This window comes from Vagococcus intermedius (genome assembly GCF_029144185.1).
GTDB classification, from domain to species: Bacteria; Bacillota; Bacilli; order Lactobacillales; family Vagococcaceae; genus Vagococcus_D; species Vagococcus_D intermedius.
Map to the genome: position 1 here is coordinate 15,012 of NZ_CP110233.1, position 18,532 is coordinate 33,543.

21 protein-coding genes are annotated in these 18,532 nt (G+C 33.2%); all 21 read left to right on the forward strand.

Going from position 1 to position 18,532, the window contains the following annotated elements; translation table 11 throughout:
• Positions 1 to 283: 283 nt before the first annotated feature.
• Positions 284 to 850: a DUF4355 domain-containing protein gene (locus OL234_RS10630; protein WP_275470210.1), complete on the forward strand. Its 567-nt coding sequence runs from the start codon at positions 284 to 286 to the stop codon at positions 848 to 850.
• Between the two features lie 15 nt (positions 851 to 865).
• Positions 866 to 1,798 carry a phage major capsid protein gene (locus tag OL234_RS10635; RefSeq protein WP_275470211.1) on the forward strand — a complete coding sequence of 311 codons (933 nt, stop codon included), beginning with the start codon at positions 866 to 868 and terminating at the stop codon, positions 1,796 to 1,798.
• A gap of 77 nt (positions 1,799 to 1,875) precedes the next feature.
• Positions 1,876 to 2,193: a phage head-tail connector protein gene (locus OL234_RS10640; RefSeq protein WP_275470212.1), complete on the forward strand. Its 318-nt coding sequence runs from the start codon at positions 1,876 to 1,878 to the stop codon at positions 2,191 to 2,193.
• Entirely contained in the window at positions 2,190 to 2,525 is a 336-nt protein-coding gene (locus OL234_RS10645) for a hypothetical protein (RefSeq protein ID WP_275470213.1), read from the forward strand. The genes OL234_RS10640 and OL234_RS10645 overlap by 4 nt, the downstream gene beginning before the upstream one ends.
• A 1-nt stretch (position 2,526) precedes the next feature.
• On the forward strand, positions 2,527 to 3,072 hold the full coding sequence (locus tag OL234_RS10650) for an HK97 gp10 family phage protein (RefSeq protein ID WP_275470214.1): 546 nt from the start codon (positions 2,527 to 2,529) through the stop codon (positions 3,070 to 3,072).
• A complete protein-coding gene (locus OL234_RS10655) occupies positions 3,072 to 3,434 on the forward strand; it encodes a hypothetical protein (protein ID WP_275470215.1) in 363 nt (120 codons plus the stop codon). Before OL234_RS10650 ends, OL234_RS10655 begins: the two co-directional genes overlap by 1 nt.
• Positions 3,435 to 3,445: 11 nt before the next feature.
• On the forward strand, positions 3,446 to 3,913 hold the full coding sequence (locus OL234_RS10660; RefSeq protein WP_275470216.1) for a phage tail tube protein: 468 nt from the start codon (positions 3,446 to 3,448) through the stop codon (positions 3,911 to 3,913).
• Positions 3,914 to 4,005: 92 nt separating this feature from the next.
• Entirely contained in the window at positions 4,006 to 4,191 is a 186-nt protein-coding gene (locus OL234_RS10665; RefSeq protein ID WP_275470217.1) for a hypothetical protein, read from the forward strand.
• Positions 4,192 to 4,244: 53 nt separating this feature from the next.
• Positions 4,245 to 4,619, forward strand: a complete 375-nt coding sequence (locus tag OL234_RS10670; protein WP_275470218.1) for a DUF6096 family protein — start codon at positions 4,245 to 4,247, stop codon at positions 4,617 to 4,619.
• A 29-nt stretch (positions 4,620 to 4,648) separates the two neighbouring features.
• A complete protein-coding gene (locus tag OL234_RS10675) occupies positions 4,649 to 4,993 on the forward strand; it encodes a hypothetical protein (RefSeq protein WP_275470219.1) in 345 nt (114 codons plus the stop codon).
• A 17-nt stretch (positions 4,994 to 5,010) separates the two neighbouring features.
• Complete coding sequence (locus OL234_RS10680; protein ID WP_275470220.1) at positions 5,011 to 10,575, forward strand: transglycosylase SLT domain-containing protein; 5,565 nt, start codon at positions 5,011 to 5,013, stop codon at positions 10,573 to 10,575.
• A gap of 11 nt (positions 10,576 to 10,586) precedes the next feature.
• Positions 10,587 to 10,949, forward strand: a complete 363-nt coding sequence (locus tag OL234_RS10685; protein WP_275470163.1) for a DUF6711 family protein — start codon at positions 10,587 to 10,589, stop codon at positions 10,947 to 10,949.
• 12 nt (positions 10,950 to 10,961) lie between these two features.
• Entirely contained in the window at positions 10,962 to 15,524 is a 4,563-nt protein-coding gene (locus OL234_RS10690; RefSeq protein WP_275470164.1) for a hypothetical protein, read from the forward strand.
• Positions 15,481 to 15,687, forward strand: a complete 207-nt coding sequence (locus tag OL234_RS10695) for a hypothetical protein (protein WP_275470165.1) — start codon at positions 15,481 to 15,483, stop codon at positions 15,685 to 15,687. The genes OL234_RS10690 and OL234_RS10695 overlap by 44 nt, the downstream gene beginning before the upstream one ends.
• Entirely contained in the window at positions 15,687 to 15,941 is a 255-nt protein-coding gene (locus tag OL234_RS10700; protein ID WP_275470166.1) for a hypothetical protein, read from the forward strand. Before OL234_RS10695 ends, OL234_RS10700 begins: the two co-directional genes overlap by 1 nt.
• 30 nt (positions 15,942 to 15,971) lie before the next feature.
• The gene (locus OL234_RS10705; protein WP_275470167.1) at positions 15,972 to 16,382 is read left to right on the forward strand and encodes a phage holin family protein; all 411 of its coding nucleotides are present in this window, start codon (positions 15,972 to 15,974) and stop codon (positions 16,380 to 16,382) included.
• A gap of 32 nt (positions 16,383 to 16,414) precedes the next feature.
• A complete protein-coding gene (locus tag OL234_RS10710; protein WP_275470168.1) occupies positions 16,415 to 16,651 on the forward strand; it encodes a peptidoglycan recognition protein family protein in 237 nt (78 codons plus the stop codon).
• Positions 16,605 to 17,201: a peptidoglycan recognition protein family protein gene (locus OL234_RS10715; RefSeq protein WP_275470169.1), complete on the forward strand. Its 597-nt coding sequence runs from the start codon at positions 16,605 to 16,607 to the stop codon at positions 17,199 to 17,201. Before OL234_RS10710 ends, OL234_RS10715 begins: the two co-directional genes overlap by 47 nt.
• Positions 17,202 to 17,356: 155 nt before the next feature.
• Positions 17,357 to 17,578 (forward strand): type II toxin-antitoxin system RelB family antitoxin, encoded by a 222-nt coding sequence (gene relB, locus OL234_RS10720; protein ID WP_275470170.1) that lies wholly within the window; start codon positions 17,357 to 17,359, stop codon positions 17,576 to 17,578.
• Entirely contained in the window at positions 17,575 to 17,850 is a 276-nt protein-coding gene (locus tag OL234_RS10725) for a type II toxin-antitoxin system RelE family toxin (protein ID WP_275470171.1), read from the forward strand. Before relB ends, OL234_RS10725 begins: the two co-directional genes overlap by 4 nt.
• A gap of 365 nt (positions 17,851 to 18,215) precedes the next feature.
• A complete protein-coding gene (locus OL234_RS10730; RefSeq protein ID WP_275470172.1) occupies positions 18,216 to 18,515 on the forward strand; it encodes a hypothetical protein in 300 nt (99 codons plus the stop codon).
• Positions 18,516 to 18,532: the final 17 nt, after the last annotated feature.

An 18,532-nucleotide genomic window follows, 5' to 3' on the forward strand; every position in this document is an offset into this window, starting at 1 on the left:
AAAATTAAGGAGTGATCTATATGGATAATGAACTTAATAAGAAAGTTGAATACCTACTAAATGAAGTTGATAGATTAAGACATCAAGTTGACTATTTAGAAACTATTATTAAACTAAAGTAATTTAAGACTAATTTTTTTATTTTGTCCTAAGTATGACGTTAAAAACTACTTAAAACAATCGTACATGGGATTTTAATGCATAACATCGTTTAGAGGGCTTTGAGGCGTTCTGAGTGGTGTTTTTATTATGTTTAAATCGTGTGTGGGAAAAGGAGAAAAAAATGAAACCAAATAGATTAAAAATAAATTTGCAAATTTTCAACGACGGTAACCCAGGTGGAAGTGGAACTCCTGAAGCGATCACGTTTGACAATCAATCTGAATTAGATTCCTACTTAGATAAGCATGCTAGTAAGGCCCTCTCTACTGCTCGAGCTAAATGGGAGAGTGAAGTTGCTACTAAGTTAGAAGAAGCCAAAACAGAAGCGGAAAAGATGGCCAAGATGACCGCTGATGAAAAGGCTAAAGTGGAAGCTGATAAACAAGCTGATGTGTTAGCAAAACGTGAAGCGGATATCACTAGACGTGAATTGAGAGCTCAGGCGATAGAACAATTAGCAGAAAAGGGCTTACCTAGTGATCTAATCGGTGCAGTTGTGCTAAATGACGCTGATGCCTGTAATCAATCTATTGAAGTGATTGAAACTTCATTTAGATCAGCTGTAGAAAAAGGTGTTAATGAACGATTAAAAGGTTCTGCAAGTAATCCACCGATAGGGGCTGGAACCGTTAAAGGTTCGAATGGACCAAGTTTAGAAAAAATGAACGAATTTAGAATTACTAAATAAAAAAGGAGAATATAAATGAAAAAAATTCAATTAGATTTACAGATGTTTTCGGAACAAACGTTCAATCCTGATAATGTCACAATGATGAAAGCTAAAACGGGTAGTGTCCCTACTAATATTTCAGATAGCATTTTAACAGCAGTTAAACAAGGTTCTTCAATCATGAAACTAGCTAAACAAGTACCCATGACAAAACCAATTGAAGAATTCACCTATATGACAGGAGTGGGTGCTTACTGGGTATCGGAAGCAGAGCGTATTCAAACAAGCAAACCTACATTCACGAAAGCTGAAATGAGGGCGTATAAGTTAGCTGTCATTATTCCTACAACAAAAGAGAACTTGGATTATTCCGTTACTAACTTCTTTGAATTAATGAGGGCTGAGGTTTCTGAAGCATTTTCTAAAAAGTTTGATCAAGCGGCGTTTAATGGAGTTGATTCGCCATTTGTACAAAATATAATGAAAGCCGCTAAAGATGCAAAAAATACTGTACCTGAAACAAAAAATAAATACGATGACATTAATAATGCTATTGCATTTATCGAAGAAGAAGATTTAGAGCCAAACGGAATTACTACTTCACGAAAACAGCGTGTAAAATATCGCTCTACGAAAGATAGCAATGGAATGCCTATCTTCAACACAGCTAATTCAAGTGGGGTTGATGATATATTAGGATTACCTATTGCATATACACCCAAAGCAACTTTGGGAGAAGATGTGGCTGAATTAGTTGGTGATTGGGATTACTCTTATTACGGTATTTTAAAAGGTTTAAACTATGAAATTTTAGATCAGGCAACATTAACAACTATTCAAGATAGTGAAGGAAATCCAGTAAACTTAGCAGAACGCGACATGATTGCATTAAAAGCGACTATGACTGTAGGATTTATGGTTGTTAAAGATGAAGCTTTTGCATTAGTAGAAAATACAAAAAAGTAATTCCCCCGGAGGAAGAAAATCCTACGGATCCTAAAGAAATAGAAGAAGGAGAAGAAATCGGGGAAAAGGAGTAAAAAATGATAGATATAACGGAATTAGATAAGTTAAAAGTTCGTTTGGGAATCATCGATGACAAACAGGATAATAAGCTTTCTGTTCTGTTAGAAGATGCTGAAGATGAAGCACTTGGTTATACTAATAGAGATAAAATATTGCCTGGTATGCTAGGTTCAATTAGAGAACTAGCAGTCATTAAATTTAATATAGATGGAAATGAAGGAGAAACATCCCGAACTGAAGGTGGCGTGTCCCAAACTTTTGAAATGGGTATACCTAAAAATATAAAAAGCAAACTTAATAGGTATCGTTTAGGACATATGAGGTCGTTAAAATGAGACTAAAAGAGCGAGAATTAATCACAGTGTACTTAAAAAAGCACTTAGTGACTGAAAATAGTGATGGCGATGAAACTATTATATATAGTGATAAATCAGTTGAGTTAAAAATGAATGTCCAGAATGCAGGTGGGACCGTAAATGCTCAAATATATGGAATGAGACTACCATATATTAAAGCTTGCAAATATCAAGGTCTGGTAATTAAAGAGGGAGAAAATGAATTAGATGGACTATGTGTATTCGTGGAATCTGAAGATCGTCCAGACTATCATATACAATCAATCCAAACATTTTCTACTCATCTAAATATTATGATTGAGAGGTTATAATTTGGGAGTACAAATTAGCGGTTTAAGCAATTTAAAACGGAAGCTGGATAGTTTACCTAAATACATGAATACAGCTGTTAGAAATGCAACCTATGAGTTAACAGATAGCATACAAGGTGAAGCGCAAGCCAATCTTCAATCAAGTATTAAATATAGTAGTGGTGAACTAGCTGGAAGTGTTAAAACAGAAGTTACAACTGATAATGAGGGTAATATTGTTGGGCATGTATGGTCAGATAAAAAGCAAGCAATATTTAGAGAATTCGGGACAGGGAAAGTTGGCCAACATTCTAATAAAGAGTTACCACCAGGCGTCAGTCCTATTTATACTCAAACAGTTTGGTTTTTTCCAGTTGCGAGTACGTCTGATAATCTTACGCAATTGTATGGAATACCGACTATTAATATTCAAGGAAAAGAATTTTATAGGACTGGAGGTCAACCGGCTCACCCGTGGTTATATCCAGCATTAAAAAATGTGAGTGAATATTCTGATGAGGTATACGCTAAACATTTCCGAAACGAGCTTAGAAAGGCGATTAGATGATGAAAAAAGTCGATATCAAAGAAATCACACAAACTCTTTTAGCTAATATTAATGGTATTAATAAAGCTTCTTCAAGTTATCCAACTTCATGGCAAATTTTTCCCTCAGCAATCCATAAAACTTCTTCAAAACCACATTTTATTGATTTTGAAGGAAATGAACTTCAAAGCGAGTGGAATATTACTATAGAACTTTATAGTGATAAGACCTTAACCGATATTACAGACCATGTTATTCAACGGTTTAGTAATATCGGTTTTAATTTATCAAAAAAAGATGCCAATACCGCTGAAATGAAACGTGTCATTTTGGAAGCAGTGGCTATAGTAGATAATAATTCAAAAATAGTTTATCAAAAATAGGAGGAATTAAAATGAGATACATTAATTTAAAACAAGAAGTATTAAAAACAGATTTACAATTATTTGCAGATGAAATATCTGGCTTACTTTCTAAAGGAACAGCATTATCTTACAAAAGTTCTGGAGATAGTTATACCGCAGTTGCTGCAGTTAAAACAATTCCTGCCATTGGTAGTGATCCAGAAAAAGTTGATGTCACACACTTAGGTTCAGAAAAAAAATCATATGTTAAAGGGTTGGAAGATTCTGAAAATTTAGAATTTTCAATAATATATCAAGGAAAGAATTTTAAAGATATACACGCCCTTTGTAAAACAGGTAAAGAAACGGATTTTAAAATCACTTATCCTGATGGGATGGAAGTAACATTTACAGGGACACCGTCATTTAAGTTCAACGGAGCGGAAGTCAATAGTGCCTTAGAATTTTCACTTGTGGTAGTTGTATCAAAAGGTCCAGATATTAAACCAGCGCCCTAAAGCGCCTCGAAAACTTCAAGCAAGTAAAGTGACAGAAAAATCTGTCACTTTATCTTGGGACGAGTAGAGGTTAAAGAAAGGGGATTTCAGCTATGTCTGTAGACGTTAAACAAGATGGGGTTATTATCAAAAAAAATGTTAAGTCACCTGTAAATATTACCAGTTTAGATCCAGGAAAGTCTTATAATTTTGTTGTTGTAAATAGAGCAGGAACAAGCAATTTTATTAACGTAATGACAAATAAACCAGAAGAAAAACCAGTACCAAAAGCTAAGTAGAAATACTTAGCTTTTTAAATTAAAAAAATAAAAATATCGGAGGAATATATACTATGAAAAATAAAATTATTGAATTTGGCGGATTAGAATTATCTCTACGATTGGATGGTAAATCAATTTTTAATATTGAAAAAAGCTTAAATCAATCGATTATGGGTCTTATGGTAGGAGCTACAGGAGGAATGAAGATTCCACCTATTAATGAAATGCTTATTGTTTTACATGGAGCAAATGAAAAGCATGGTATTACCAGAAAAGATGTATTTTCAGCCTTCGAAAAATACTTGGAAGAAGGGAACACGACTTTAGATATATTCCAAATTATTACTGAATTATTAGAAGACTCTGGTTTTTTCGGGAAAATGAAAGAAACTACTCCAGAAGAAGAAATAACATTCGAGAGTCAAGTGAATCTGGACGAGTTCTAAAACCCAAAAAATTTGATACTATAACACAATTGCTAGAAGATATTTATCCTCTAGCAGTTGTATGTGGTATTAGTTCGAGTGATTATTGGGATATGACCTACAAAGAAATATTAGAACAATGTGAAGCTTTTAAACAAAATCAAAATGTTAGATTTAAGGAACGAGCTACATTCGATTATCGTTTAGCCAACCTTTTGTCTTATGCGTTTAACGATCCAAGTAAAATGCCTAAATTAGAAGAAGTCTATCCATTTATGAAAAAAGAAACATCAAAAATAGAACCTTCTCAGTATATGACTGAAAAAGATATTGTTGCTGATCAAGCATATATGGTTAATTTTGCCAAATCTCGTGAAAACAAACAGAAAAAATAATGAAAGGTGGTGAATAAATGGAATTAGAAAAGCTAGAAATTGTCTTTGATGCCAACATGGAAAAACTTCAAGAAAACATTGATAAGGTTTGGCCAAGTATCGAAAAGACATTTCAAAAAATAGATAAAATATCAAAAGGGACAGGAGATAAAGTTGGCCACAATTTAGATTTTCAAAAAATAGCTGAACGTCAAAATATAATTTTTGAAAAAATGGAAAAAAACATGAGTCATCATTTTTCTAAAATGGAAAATATGGCAAAAGATACCGGTGAACAGACAGGAAGAAATATAGCCACTGGTGTTTCCAAAGGAAGTAAGACTATAAATAAGAGCATTGATACTATGATTAAAGACATGAATTCTAAAATGGGACAAGCTAAAGCACAACAAGAAAAATTGGCTTTTTTAAAGTCACAAAGACAAGGTTCTGTCCGTTCAGGTGATGATAAAAAAGTGGTTAATTACGATACTCAAATAGCTCAAGCTCAAGCTGCTATGAATAGATACCATAGCCAAGGTAAAGATGTAGCTAGGTCGATGAAAAAAGAGTTTAACGCTGTTCCCAACTCTTTAAATAGTATTGCTTTTAAGATGGATTCTAATGAAAAACAAATCGAACGTACCCGTAAAAAAATAGCCCAAATGAACCGTGAATATAAAGATCAACGATTAGTCAGTGGTGGGTTCACAGATAAGCAATCTTTTGAAGATACACCTAGATCTAATAAAACAATGGATTCTATTTTAAAACAAACAGAGAAAATGAATAAATTAATACGAGACAATGATAATCTACAAAATGCTTATGCTGAGACTGAAGATAGAGCAAAAATTCTTAAAAATACTATGGCACAAGTTAATACTGAATTAGGGAAACCTTCATTCAAAGAAGCAGAGAAAAATACTAATAAATTTAAAGATGTATTATCAAAACTTAACCGCACTTTAAAAAGCAGTGTTAGTAATATGGGAAGTGCTGCCTATAATCTTGCGAGATTTTCTAAAAAAGGGAATGATTCTGCATCCATTTTTTCACGATTTGGTGGTGTATTTAACCGTACATCTAATAATATCGCCCATGGTTCTAAAAGTATAAACAAAGGGTTAGGTGGTATACAACGAAGCATGAAATCTCTATTTTCTAGCTTAATTGTATTTGGAATGATGTATAAAGGTATACAAGTCCTATCTAAGGGGCTATGGGATTCCCTAAAAACCAATGAAACATTTAGCTCATCTTTAAACCAGATAAAAGTTAACTTATTAACAGCTTTCTACCCTATATACAATGCTGTATTACCCGCTCTTAATGCATTAATGAATGGTTTAGCATATGCCACAGGACAAGTAGCTGCTTTTATTAGTCATTTATTTGGCACCACTTATGAATCTTCTAAACAAGGTGCTAAAGGATTATACGAAAATATTCAAGCTATGAATGATACAACGAAATCAATTGACGGATCTGGTACTTCTGCTGATAAAGCTAAAGATAAGGTAAAAAAACTTCAACGTGCTTTAATGGGGTTCGATGAAATCAATAAATTATCTATATCTGTCGATGAAAAAGAAAAAACAAATGATGATCCAACTAAACCTGCTATAGACTTTAGTGGTGCAGGTAATGACTATGGTGTACCTGCTTGGGCAAATAAAGTAAAAGGAATGTTTAAAGATTTCTTTGCTCCTTTTAAATCCGCTTGGGCAAAACATGGTAAAGCTGTCATGGATGCTTGGAAATACGCTTTAAATGAAGTTTGGCAATTAGTAAAAGCTATAGGTAATAGCTTCATGGAAGTTTGGACAAATGGTTCAGGTGAAAGATTAATAAGCAATCTGCTCATTTTATTATCAGATGTTCTTAATATTATTGGTGACATTGCAAAAGCTTTTAGAATTGCCTGGGAAGAAAATGATCGTGGTACTAAACTCATCCAACAAATATTCGATGCCTTAAATACTTGGTTAGAAGTTCTCCACTTAATTGCCGTATCATTCAGAGAAGTTTGGAACAATGGAACAGGTATTGAGGTAGCTAGAAATATTTTAGATTTATTTACTAATATATTTAGAATAATTGAAACAGTTGGAATATCCTTTAAAAATGCTTGGCAAGATAATGGTCGTGGAACAGCTATGATACAAGCTATATTTGATGCTTTAAATGCTGTATTAAGACTATTAGTTTCCATTACTGATTCATTTGATAGAGCATTTTCTAGCGGTATAGGTGAACGAATAATTGCTAATATATTAGAAATCACCACAAATTTATTTAATATCGTTGCTAATTTAGCAAATCAATTCAATAAAGCTTGGAAAGAAGCTGATATTGGAACTAAAATCATACAAGGTATCTTAGAACTAATTAATATTGTGTTAGACACCATTAATGATATGACTCTAGCAACTGCTGAATGGGCAAAATCATTAGATTTCACTCCATTACTACAGTCGATTAAAAAACTTTTAGATTCAATGCAACCATTAACAAAACATATTGGTCAAGGCCTAAGTTGGTTTTATGAAAATGTATTACTAAAACTTGCTAAATTTACAATTGAAGATATTATACCTTCCTTTCTCGATTTATTATCTGGAGCATTGGATTTACTTGATGGAATCATAATTGCATTTAAACCTGCTTTTAAATTCTTTTGGGATAATGTATTAGAACCATTAGCAAAATGGACTGGTGGGGTTATAGTTAAAGTTATGGGAGGGTTAGGTAAAGCACTAAGTTCAATCGGAGATTGGCTTAAAGTTCATAATAAAGGTTTTTCTGATTTTGTAATAGCAGTCGTGACTTTTTCTGGAGTAGCAAAATTAATATCTTTCATCACAACAGGTTTTAGCATACTTAGTGGTGTATTAGGGACGGTCAGTTCAATTATTGCTGGATCTGGTGGTGTAACTGCTGCATTAAGTGGGCTTATTAGTATTTTAGGAGGCCCTATAACTGTTGCTATTGGAATAGCTGTTACTGCAGGTGTCTTATTATGGAAAAATTGGGATAAAATCAAAGAAATGGCCACTAAATTAGGTAAATGGATTAGTAAAAAATGGCTTGGAATAAAAGATTCTACATCTGAAGCATGGGGGAAAGTATCGAAATGGACTTCGGACCATTGGGATAAAACTAAAGAAAGTATAAAAAGTGCTGCTAAAAAATCTGCCGAATATATCTCAAATAAGTGGGATAGCATTAAAACTATTACTTCTGAAGTATGGGGAAAAGTATCTAAGTGGACTTCCGAAAAATGGACCTCTACAAAAAAATATATCTCAGATTCAACTAAAGAATCTGGAGCTGCAGTTTCAAGAAGATGGAAAGCTATAAAAGATTCTACATCTGAAGCATGGAGAAAAGTATCAAAATGGACCTCTAATAAATGGAAAGATACAAAAGATTCTATATTTAGAGCTGCCGGAACATCAGAAGAAGAAGTAAATAGAAAATGGAAAAAAGTCAAAAAAGCGACTGAATCATTTTTTGGTGACGCTCTTGATATCACCAAAAATAATTTTGGTGGGATAATGAAGGAAATTGAAGAAAGTTCTAATGGTTCAGAGTCAAAAGCAACGACCGCATGGAAAGTTTTGAAAAAACATACAGCATCCGCTTTTAGAGACATTAAGAAGTCAGCAGTTGAAAATTTTGGCTTTATTATTGATAAAGCAGCTGGATTAGGTAAAGAAATAGGCGATGCTTTCAAAAAAGGGACTAAAGCTTTAAAAGATGGTGCTAAAAATATGTTCAAAGGTGCTGTAGATGGTGTTGCTCATGGAGTGAATAAAGTCTTTGAAGGAACTCGATTTGTGTTAAAAGTAGTAGGCGCAACTGGAGTAGCTGATGGTATAAAAGACTGGGTTCCTAAATATGCAACTGGTACCGGAAATCATCCAGGTGGGCTAGCTTGGGTTGGTGATGGTGGCATGAATGAATTGATATCTTATGGAGGAAATATGTTTTTATCACCGGCTACTGATACGCTTGTCAATTTACCTCGTGGAGCAGAGGTGTTAAGCGGGCCAAAAACACAGGCTTTCTTCGACGGTGATGTTCCAGCTTACGCAAAAGGCTCTGGAGGTTGGCTAGATAAAATTATTGGTGGAGCTAAAGGATTTGGTAAATCAGCTTTTAATAAAGTCAAAGATTGGTCTAACGATATTTGGGATTGGGTAGCTGATAAAGCTTCAATAGGATCATTACTTGGTCATAACATAGGCAAATCTTTAGATAAATATGCTGGATTTACAGGTCACCTAGTACAAGGGGTAACTAAAAAAGGTATTGAATCTGCAAAAGATTTTATATTTAATAAGGCAACAGAAAATGGAAGTTCATTTGATGGTGCAGTAAGTAAAGATTTTGGAATGGGGTCTTACAAATATCTAGCTGATATAGCTAAAAAAGCTATTAAAAGATTTGATATGACAGGAGGAGTTACCTCTGGATTCCGACCAGGCGATGTTTATTGGCATGGAAAACGTCAAGCTATCGATATAGCCTATCCTGCATCTATGAATGGAACAAAAAAATATATGGACCCAGCTAATTGGGTATTTGAAAACTTTCCCAAGCAAGTTGGTTATGTTATTACACAAGGGAAAGTCCGTGATAGAAGCGGTATGAGTGGACAAGTTGCCAACAGTAAGTGGGTTCCATGGCCAGACAATGATCACTATGACCACTTACACATTAATGGACTATTAGGTGCAAAAGATGTAGGTAAAGGTGATACAGGTATTGATGGTAAAAAAGACAAACATGGAAATCCACCTGGGTCTGGAGTAGACCGCTGGAAGCCATATGTAAATAAAGCGTTTGTTGCAACTGGTGTAATTAAAACACAAGAGCGTTTCAAAAAGTTTATGACTCAAATACAAACTGAATCTAACGGAGACCCTGGTGTTACTCAAAATGGCTACCATGATGAAAATAGTGGAGGTAATGAAGCTAGAGGACTTATGCAAATTGTTCCAACAACTTGGAATGACATTATAGCTAGATATTTCCAAGGAGCTAAAATGGACCCTTATAACGGTTACGATTCTATTAAAGCTGCCTTAATGTATATAGATAATTATGTTAACTCTAGTATTGGTTACTACAAACCAGGTGATTATTGGCGATGGATTGGTCGAGGGCAAGGTTATGAAAATGGGGGAATTGTTCAAAATGAAGGTATGTATCGTTTAGCTGAAGGTAACAAAAAAGAAATGATTATTCCTTTAGAAAAAACATCAAGAGCTAGAAATTTAATTGAACAAGCTATTGAATATCTCGGAATCGGTGATGAATTCGCATCTATTGAAATGCCAAATGTATTTGACGATACAACAACACAAAAATTTGTATCTAATAATCATCAAGTTAATGATATTAATGACGGAGGAATAAACCAAATGACTTCTACCTTAGCGAATGCTATCATGATGGCTATTGGAGATAATAATCAATCTAATCAACCAGTTTCAGTTACATTAGAAGCAGACAGTCGTCAATTAGCCGAGGTCGTAATAAAAGAAATAAATAAAATGACAAAACGCAACGGAATCATTCCGATTGCTTTCTAGGAGGTTAATCTATGGTCGGTTTAATTATTAACGGTGTCCAAGTAAAGCTGCCTAAGAGTTTTACTGTTGATCACCAAGATATTGATTCAGATACATCTGGTCGTAATGCTAAAGGTGAAATGGTGCGTGACGTATTAACAAAGAAAGTAAAATTGAATTGTGAATGGGGTCCTATGGCTGACTCCGAAATATCATCAATATTACAAAATGTAGATAAAGCGTTCTTTACAATTACTTATCCTGACCCCAAAATAGGTACACAGTTAACAAAAACTTTCTACGCTGGAGACAAAACCTCTCCAGCGTATTCTTTTAATGAAAAATTCAAAAAAATGAAATGGAGTGGATTAACTATAAACTTCATTGAAAAATAAGGAGTGCATGAATTGATTAAAGTCAGCGAAGCTTTCAATACTGCTTTTAAAAGTGATGCGCGAGAAATCCATGCACGTATCACTATTAAAACAAAAAACGGAACCAAAATTTTTACCAACAATGATTTATATACTTTCGAATATAATGGTGGTTCATTATCTGGTGATAGTTATGGTATTGGATCAACAGTTGCTAACTCATTAAATTTCACCCTATGTAGTGCTGTGGATGGGCTTTCCCAAATGGATGAAGTACAACTTGAAATAGGGATTAAAATCGATGAAGGATCAATAGAATATACCAACATGGGTATGTTTATTATATCGGAATATGTAGATGTTGATAAAAATGAAAATAAAACATCTGTTGAATGTTTTGATCGCATGTTACTACTCGAAGGAAATTATAAAAGTAAATTAAAATATCCTGCTCAAATAGCTGATGTTGCTCTAGAAATAGCTAATTTAGCCGGTGCAGAAATTAATAAATCCTCTTTTAGTCGTTTATCTAAAACCACTATTAAAGAGATTAAAGGATACTCATATAGGCAAGCTTTAGGGTTTATAGCACAATTCGAATGTGGATTTGTTACATTTGATAGGGATGGCTTATTAGATATCAGACAACCTGCTAATACAAATTATAAAGTAACAACATCTGAATACTTTATGAAAGGCCTTAGAAAAAACGATTTAATGTATCGTTTAGGAGGTATAAGAGTCACTGTACCTGGAACTGATAATTCAGAATCAAAAACTTTAAAAGTTGGAAATGCTAAAGGTTCTCAAATCATCTTAGAGAATCCTGTTATGACCGAAAATATATTGAAGAATATATATCAACAAATAGAACATATAAACTATTATCCATTCACATTAGATTGGCGTGGAAATCCTTCCGTTGAAGCAGGGGATTGGATTACCATGCAAGACAATAAAGGGAATGAATTTAAATCACTTAATTTAACGTATAAATTAAGCTTTTCCGGTGGTATAAAAGCTGTTTCATCAGCTGATACACAAGTTCAAAGTGAAGTTTCATACCAATTCAAAGGACCCATGCAACAAAAATTAGATAAATTAACTGGATTGATAAATGACGCTGGTATAGCAGTGAATTGGGGACTTGATGAACCTCCAAATCCAAAAGAGGGAGATATTTGGTTTAAAAAAAATGGACCAGACAGTGAGATATGGATATTCCAAGATGGTAGTTGGAAATTAGAACTAAGTAATAAATTATCCGAGGAAATTGAAAAACAAATCAATGAATTGGACGAATTATCTCAAGTACAAAAAGAAAAGATTGAACAGTCCTTGAAGGAGTCTCAAAAAGCTATTGAAGAAGCTGGGTTTTCTAAACAATCAGCCGATGAAGCGGATAAAAAAGCGGAAAAAGCTATCAAAGAAGCCGGATTTTCTAAAGGGTTATCTGAGTCAACACAAAAAGAATTAATCAATTCTCAAAAAGAATTGACGATCGTAAAAGATAGTGCTGATAAAGCGATTCAGGATGCGGAAAAAGCATTAGATAACATTGAGAATATTGAAATTGGAGGAAGAAATTATTTTTTGAACTCCTCCAAATTAGATCAAACTAATATTTTGCCGTATAGTGGTTCAAAATTACATTTAGTTACTCAAAATGTTGAAGTAAATGAATGGAATACAAAAACCGCTACAAATTTTCAATTTACAACCACACCAATTAATCAAATTGGTGTATTAATTGTTGGGAGAAATATCCTTTATCCAGAGAGACACTATGGTGAAGAGTTTATAACATCTACTTATATTTTAAATAATGGAACAGTTCCATTCACTATATCTGATAACGCTGGTGGAAATTTGGTTATACCACCGAAAATACCTATGAGGGCTATTATAAAAAATCCTAAAGCAACAGTGGGAGCAGGTTATCAAATAAATATTACGGCTCAAACAACAGGTATAAATTTTACAATATGGCATCCTAAAATGGAGGTTGGCAATAAACCTACTGATTATTCCCCAGCTCCTGAAGATGCGGAATTAGAAATAATGAAAATAAATGGTGAATTAACATCTAAGGCGTCTCAAAAAGATATTGATAAACTAAACCAAACAGTTACCAATCATGAAGTATCTATCAAACAAAATGCTAAAGAACTTGAGGCTAAAGCAGATAATTCTATTGTAGATACAATTAATAAAACAGTAAAAAATCAGAGTTCTCAAATTAAATTAAACTCTGATGCACTGAAATTAAAAGCAGAGAAAAGTTATGTTGATCAAAAAAATTCAGAATTAGATAGTAAAGTATCGTCTGAATTTACCGTTCAAGCTGGAAAGATAAGTGCCAATTCAAAAGACATAACTGAACAAGGTACTAAACTAGGAAAATTAGAATCTAGCGCTGATAAGATGGTTTCTGAATTGACGGAATTAAAGAATCAAGAAATAGGCGGTAGAAACTACTTCCCGTATACCTATACAACTGGAGTGGAAAACATATCGAGTTGGTCAACACCAATGATCCTCAACAAAGAATTAAATAAAACAAAATTAATACCAGGTGAGACTTATAGAATAAGATACTCATACCGACAAGAAGAAGACCCTACACCATACGTTCCATTTTCTCAAAATGCACATGGAACATTGTTACTATATTCAGGCGTAGAAGGTCATCCGAACGTTTATCTCGGTGGTTTGGAAAATAACGTAGAAGATGCCAAAACATGGAAAAAGGGGACAATTAGAACTAGGCAGGCAGTTTTCACAATGCCAAAAGATATAAGTATGCCAACTCAATATAGGATAATATCATATACATTTAGGGCTATGAAGAAAGACAATCCTAGCACTTTTGTAAAAACCCTAACAGGTACTTTTTTCGATATTAAAATTGAAAAAGGAGATAAATATACAGACTGGTCACCTGCTCCTGAAGATAACATAGAAAAATTATCTAAAATAGAGCAAACAATTGATGGTATTCAAGAAACTGTAAAAAATAAAACAGATCAATCACAAACAACACAATTAGCCGGTCAAATTACCACAGTAATTAAAGATGTGAATGGCAATAAGACGGAAATATTAACAACTAAAAATCAAATCAAGGAATTAATAACCAGTACTGATGGTAGGTTTGTGGAAGTTAACAAGCAATTAAATGGTATTCAAACAACAGTAAAGAATAAGGCAGAGCAAACACAAGTCACTACGATTGCTGGACAGTTAACAACTGTCATGAAAAATGTTGATGGTCATGAAGCTAAAATAACAGCTAATACAAAACTTATAAATTCTAAAGTCAGTAAAGGGGAAGTATCGTCTCAAATTAATATAGAAAGTGACAATATATTAATTGATACCTCTGGTAAATTAGTTCTTTCTGCTGAAACGATTAGAATAAAAGGGAAATCTTTTTTAGATGCCGCGGTGATAAAAGATTTATCAGTAACAAGTGCTAAAATCGCAAACTTATCTGTAACTAATGCTAAAATAGCCTCCCTTAATGTTAGTAAATTAACAGCTGGAACCATTAACACAGGGAATATTAAAATTGCTAGTACACTTGAAATGACTGGTGAGAATGGGACTTTAAATGGTCATTATGATTATGATGAACCCGTTGGACAGGCAATTCTTCCAAGAAGGTTTGTTGGTAGTTGGCAGCTTGGAAGACGTTTGATGCGGTTCGTTGGAGAAACGTATGATTCAAAAACAGGGAAAAAATACTATACAAATACTTATTTTGGGCAAGACCAAGTGAAGATGAGAAAGTATCGTAATGGAGATCCTAATGATATTGTCGGTCGTATAGACATGAGCGTTTATAAAGAATCCAGAATAGATGTGGTTAATGATTATTCTCAAATAGAATCTGTGAGAAGTATGACTAGTATGACTGGTAAAGGATTGCAAGGTAGAATCATAGGAGCAATGTCATTAACAACACGTGCCGGTTTTAATGGAGAGAGTGATCATCTGTCTAAATTCTTATATATATATCCGGTGAATACTTGGAACCCTGGTAAATCAAGTCATGCATTCAGAATCCGATATCATGGAGAAAATAGTGTTAAATTATATGAAATAAATTCTACTTTTATATACAATGCTACTGGTGGAGGGGCTTATGATGTAAAAATTTCATCTAACGGTAATCTAAAATCATCAAGAGGCACCTACAATACTAGTAATCTCAATACTATCCAACGAAGTTCGCAAGCTAAAGCAATAGTTGGTGATAAATCACTTTCCAAAATTGTCAATTTAACTCCCACATCATGGAAAAAGAAAATTGAAAATAAAGATAGTAAATTAGCTAACTTAAAAACATTGTCTAATCAAATTCAAGTAGGTTATACCATTGAAGATTTGCAAAAAGCAGGATTAGATAATTGTTTAGTAATCAATGAGGATACAGGTGAAGCCGACGATTATCGTGTAGAATTGGTGCTTCCATACCTTGTAGAAGCAATTAAATCATTAAGTGAAGAAGTAACACAATTAAAAGAAAATAAACTGGAGGAATATACCAATGGAAATCGAAATCACACAGGAAGACTTGCAGCAGTTAGTTAACAATCAACAATCAGAGATAGCAAGTCTTAATTTAAGTATTAACGCTATTAGTCGTGTATGTAATGAAAAACAGTCAGAAAATGAAAAATTAAAACTAGAAATTTCTCAATTAAAAGCTAAAAAACAGTCACACAAAAACTATAATAAAAAGGGGACTAAATAATGATGGAAGCTACTTTAGAAACAAATGAAATCACTGAATTAACTGGGATTATCAGAGTTGAAAATAAACAAGTTGTAATGTTGCGAGGATCTGTCGCAACTAGTGAGGGTGATTCAGAGTCTATGAATCAAACAATCATTGACCAAACGCTTTATAATGCTAATAAAAAATCAATACGGAAAGCAATTTCAGATTTTCAAAACAGATTTTATGAAATTCAAGACCGAAAAGACGAGGAAGCTGCTGAAGAGTAGGCTTTTTTATTTTACTGTTAGGAGAAAATTATGGAAAAATATTTTAATTGGTTAACTGTTATATTTGGATTATTAGGTGGCACAATTGTTAATTTTTTAGGTGGTATGGATAAAATGTTGCATGTTTTAATCTTTTTAATTGTCATTGATTTTATCACTGGATTAACAAAAGCCTTAGTTAACAGACAATTATCTAGCCAAGTGGGATTTAAAGGCATTACTAAAAAAGTGGCCATCTTTCTGGTTGTTGCAATTGCAGTTGAGTTAGAAATGTTAATGGGGGATAGTATTCCATTACGATCCATGACCATCATGTTTTATGTAGCAAATGAGGGGCTATCATTGGTTGAAAATTTAGGTGACATTTTACCACTACCTCAACAAATAAAAAATGTATTCGTACAAATTAGAGATAAAAATGAGGAAGAGCAACCTAAATAGGTTGCTCTTTAAAATAATTAGGAGTGATTTACATGGTAAAAATTATTAATAAATCAGTATGTCGAGGCGTTGCTGGAAAACGTTCAGGTAAAGTTCTAGGTGTTGTTATTCATAATACATGGGACAATAACTCTGCTGAGAGTCATCTAACACGCTTAGGAAATATGACATCCAATCAATTAGCGGCAGGATTTGCTCATTATTATATTGATCATAAGACTATTGTCAGAACTGAAGAATACGTTCAACCGAGCGTGGCATGTTGCTAATGAATATGGAAATAATGGTTATTTAGGATATGAAGTACGTGGCAATCGTGACACACCACGTGATGAATACCTAAAAGGAGAACAAAATGCGCTGAAACAAGCAGCAGAAGATTTAAACTATTATAACTTACCTGCCAACCGTACCACAGTCGCTTTACATCATGAATTTAGCGATACAGAATGTCCTAAGCGTGCATTGATTGAACATTGTGGTTATGACTCAACTCAAGTGGTACCTGAAGCAATCAGTAATAAGCTTAAAGACTATTATATTGCTGAAATTAAGAAGTATATGAATGGCACTGTGACGTCATCAAAACCAAAAGAAACAACTTACCATGATAAAGCTGGTTGGTATAAAATGAAAGTTGACGATACATTTTACATTGATAAACATCTTAGCAAAGTGAGTGGTTGGAAGTTAGCAAAAGGATCTGTCTTTCATATAGATAAAGTAGTAAAAGTTGGCAAAATGGCACGTGGAGAAGTCCAGTTAGGGACTGTTAAACGCTACATGACACTGAATACTGACATTGTAGATAAAGCCTAAAATAAACCTATCTCTTAATTGAGATAGGTTTATTTTTTTGCTATATTCTACGAATATATTAAGAACTGTTGAAGCCATCTAGGTATATTTGACTCTTGTATACATATGTAATACAATTAACTTGTAAAACAAAAGTATACAAAGGAGGTCTTCAAATGAGTACTGTAACATTTAGAGTTACTGATGAAGAAAAATCTTTCATTCAATCTATGGCTGATCTTAACGGACAAACCTTATCAGAATTAGCTAGAACTAAATTATTAGAAGGATTAGAAGATCAAATAGATATGGGTTTATATGAAAAAGCTATGAAAGCACATGAGGAAAAAGACGAAAGTATTTCGCATCAGGATATGCTTAGAGAGTTAGGGTTATGATAGAAAAAAAATACACTGTTCGATATGAGAAAAATGCTCAAAAAGCATTAAAAAAAATGGATAAACATCAAGCCATGCTCATATTATCTTGGATTTCTAAAAATTTAGAGGGAACAGATTCACCACGTGTTCATGGTAAAGGATTAGTAGGAAACAAAAGCGGTCAATGGCGATATAGAATTGGTGATTATCGCTTATTAGCCAATATAGATGATGAAACGATCACAATTTTAGTATTAGAAATTGGTCACCGTAGAGAAATTTATAAGTAAGAAATTATAGTTTTTTCACAATCAAATAAAAAGCACGAATCCTATTAAATAGGGATTCGTGCTTTTTGTTTGAGGTATACCAATTTAACTTCACAAGGAAAAGGCTGAAAAGCCTTTAAGGACGCGCAGCTTTATATAATTAAGATTATGTCTACCTAATGGTTAAATAACTAAAATAAATTACTTATTCTTTTTCTTCTTAGCATTATTTATTATTTCTAAAATACAAAATACAGTTAAAATCGTTGTAATAATCAAAAGAATCAGCTTAGGTAAAGAATAACTTTTTGTTAATAGATTGGTTATTTGGATAGGCAAACTAATTGTATAAATTATAAGCCATAAAATATTATAAATTTTTCTCATTGTTTCCTCCGATTCCTATTTTAAACTATTATTCATCAGAAGATAATATTAATACTAGAATTATTGTTGCTAAATGGTGGAAAATAGAATCTAAAACATCTGGTGGTATTTCTTATGGAGGTTGGAGAAATGGACCTTCTGGAAAAGGAAAGGCACGTCTATCTGCTACTAACTCCAATACAACAAATCATTCAATAACCTCATCTATTTCTGGAGATATGCCAATAGGTAAAGGGAAAATAGGTTCTTCACTAGGTATTACAATTGGTGAATCAAAACAGTTTGGTGTATCCTATTAGATAGATATTCCAAAAAA

What these genes read in the sequence shown, in the direction of transcription:
- OL234_RS10630 (WP_275470210.1), top strand. Translation starts at nt 284, where the DNA reads ATGAAACCAAATAGATTAAAAATAAATTTGCAAATTTTCAACGACGGT.
- OL234_RS10635 (WP_275470211.1), top strand. Translation starts at nt 866, where the DNA reads ATGAAAAAAATTCAATTAGATTTACAGATGTTTTCGGAACAAACGTTC.
- OL234_RS10640 (WP_275470212.1), top strand. Translation starts at nt 1,876, where the DNA reads ATGATAGATATAACGGAATTAGATAAGTTAAAAGTTCGTTTGGGAATC.
- OL234_RS10645 (WP_275470213.1), top strand. Translation starts at nt 2,190, where the DNA reads ATGAGACTAAAAGAGCGAGAATTAATCACAGTGTACTTAAAAAAGCAC.
- OL234_RS10655 (WP_275470215.1), top strand. Translation starts at nt 3,072, where the DNA reads ATGAAAAAAGTCGATATCAAAGAAATCACACAAACTCTTTTAGCTAAT.
- OL234_RS10660 (WP_275470216.1), top strand. Translation starts at nt 3,446, where the DNA reads ATGAGATACATTAATTTAAAACAAGAAGTATTAAAAACAGATTTACAA.
- OL234_RS10665 (WP_275470217.1), top strand. Translation starts at nt 4,006, where the DNA reads ATGTCTGTAGACGTTAAACAAGATGGGGTTATTATCAAAAAAAATGTT.
- OL234_RS10670 (WP_275470218.1), top strand. Translation starts at nt 4,245, where the DNA reads ATGAAAAATAAAATTATTGAATTTGGCGGATTAGAATTATCTCTACGA.
- OL234_RS10680 (WP_275470220.1), top strand. Translation starts at nt 5,011, where the DNA reads ATGGAATTAGAAAAGCTAGAAATTGTCTTTGATGCCAACATGGAAAAA.
- OL234_RS10685 (WP_275470163.1), top strand. Translation starts at nt 10,587, where the DNA reads ATGGTCGGTTTAATTATTAACGGTGTCCAAGTAAAGCTGCCTAAGAGT.
- OL234_RS10695 (WP_275470165.1), top strand. Translation starts at nt 15,481, where the DNA reads ATGGAAATCGAAATCACACAGGAAGACTTGCAGCAGTTAGTTAACAAT.
- OL234_RS10700 (WP_275470166.1), top strand. Translation starts at nt 15,687, where the DNA reads ATGATGGAAGCTACTTTAGAAACAAATGAAATCACTGAATTAACTGGG.
- OL234_RS10705 (WP_275470167.1), top strand. Translation starts at nt 15,972, where the DNA reads ATGGAAAAATATTTTAATTGGTTAACTGTTATATTTGGATTATTAGGT.
- OL234_RS10710 (WP_275470168.1), top strand. Translation starts at nt 16,415, where the DNA reads ATGGTAAAAATTATTAATAAATCAGTATGTCGAGGCGTTGCTGGAAAA.
- relB (WP_275470170.1), top strand. Translation starts at nt 17,357, where the DNA reads ATGAGTACTGTAACATTTAGAGTTACTGATGAAGAAAAATCTTTCATT.
- OL234_RS10725 (WP_275470171.1), top strand. Translation starts at nt 17,575, where the DNA reads ATGATAGAAAAAAAATACACTGTTCGATATGAGAAAAATGCTCAAAAA.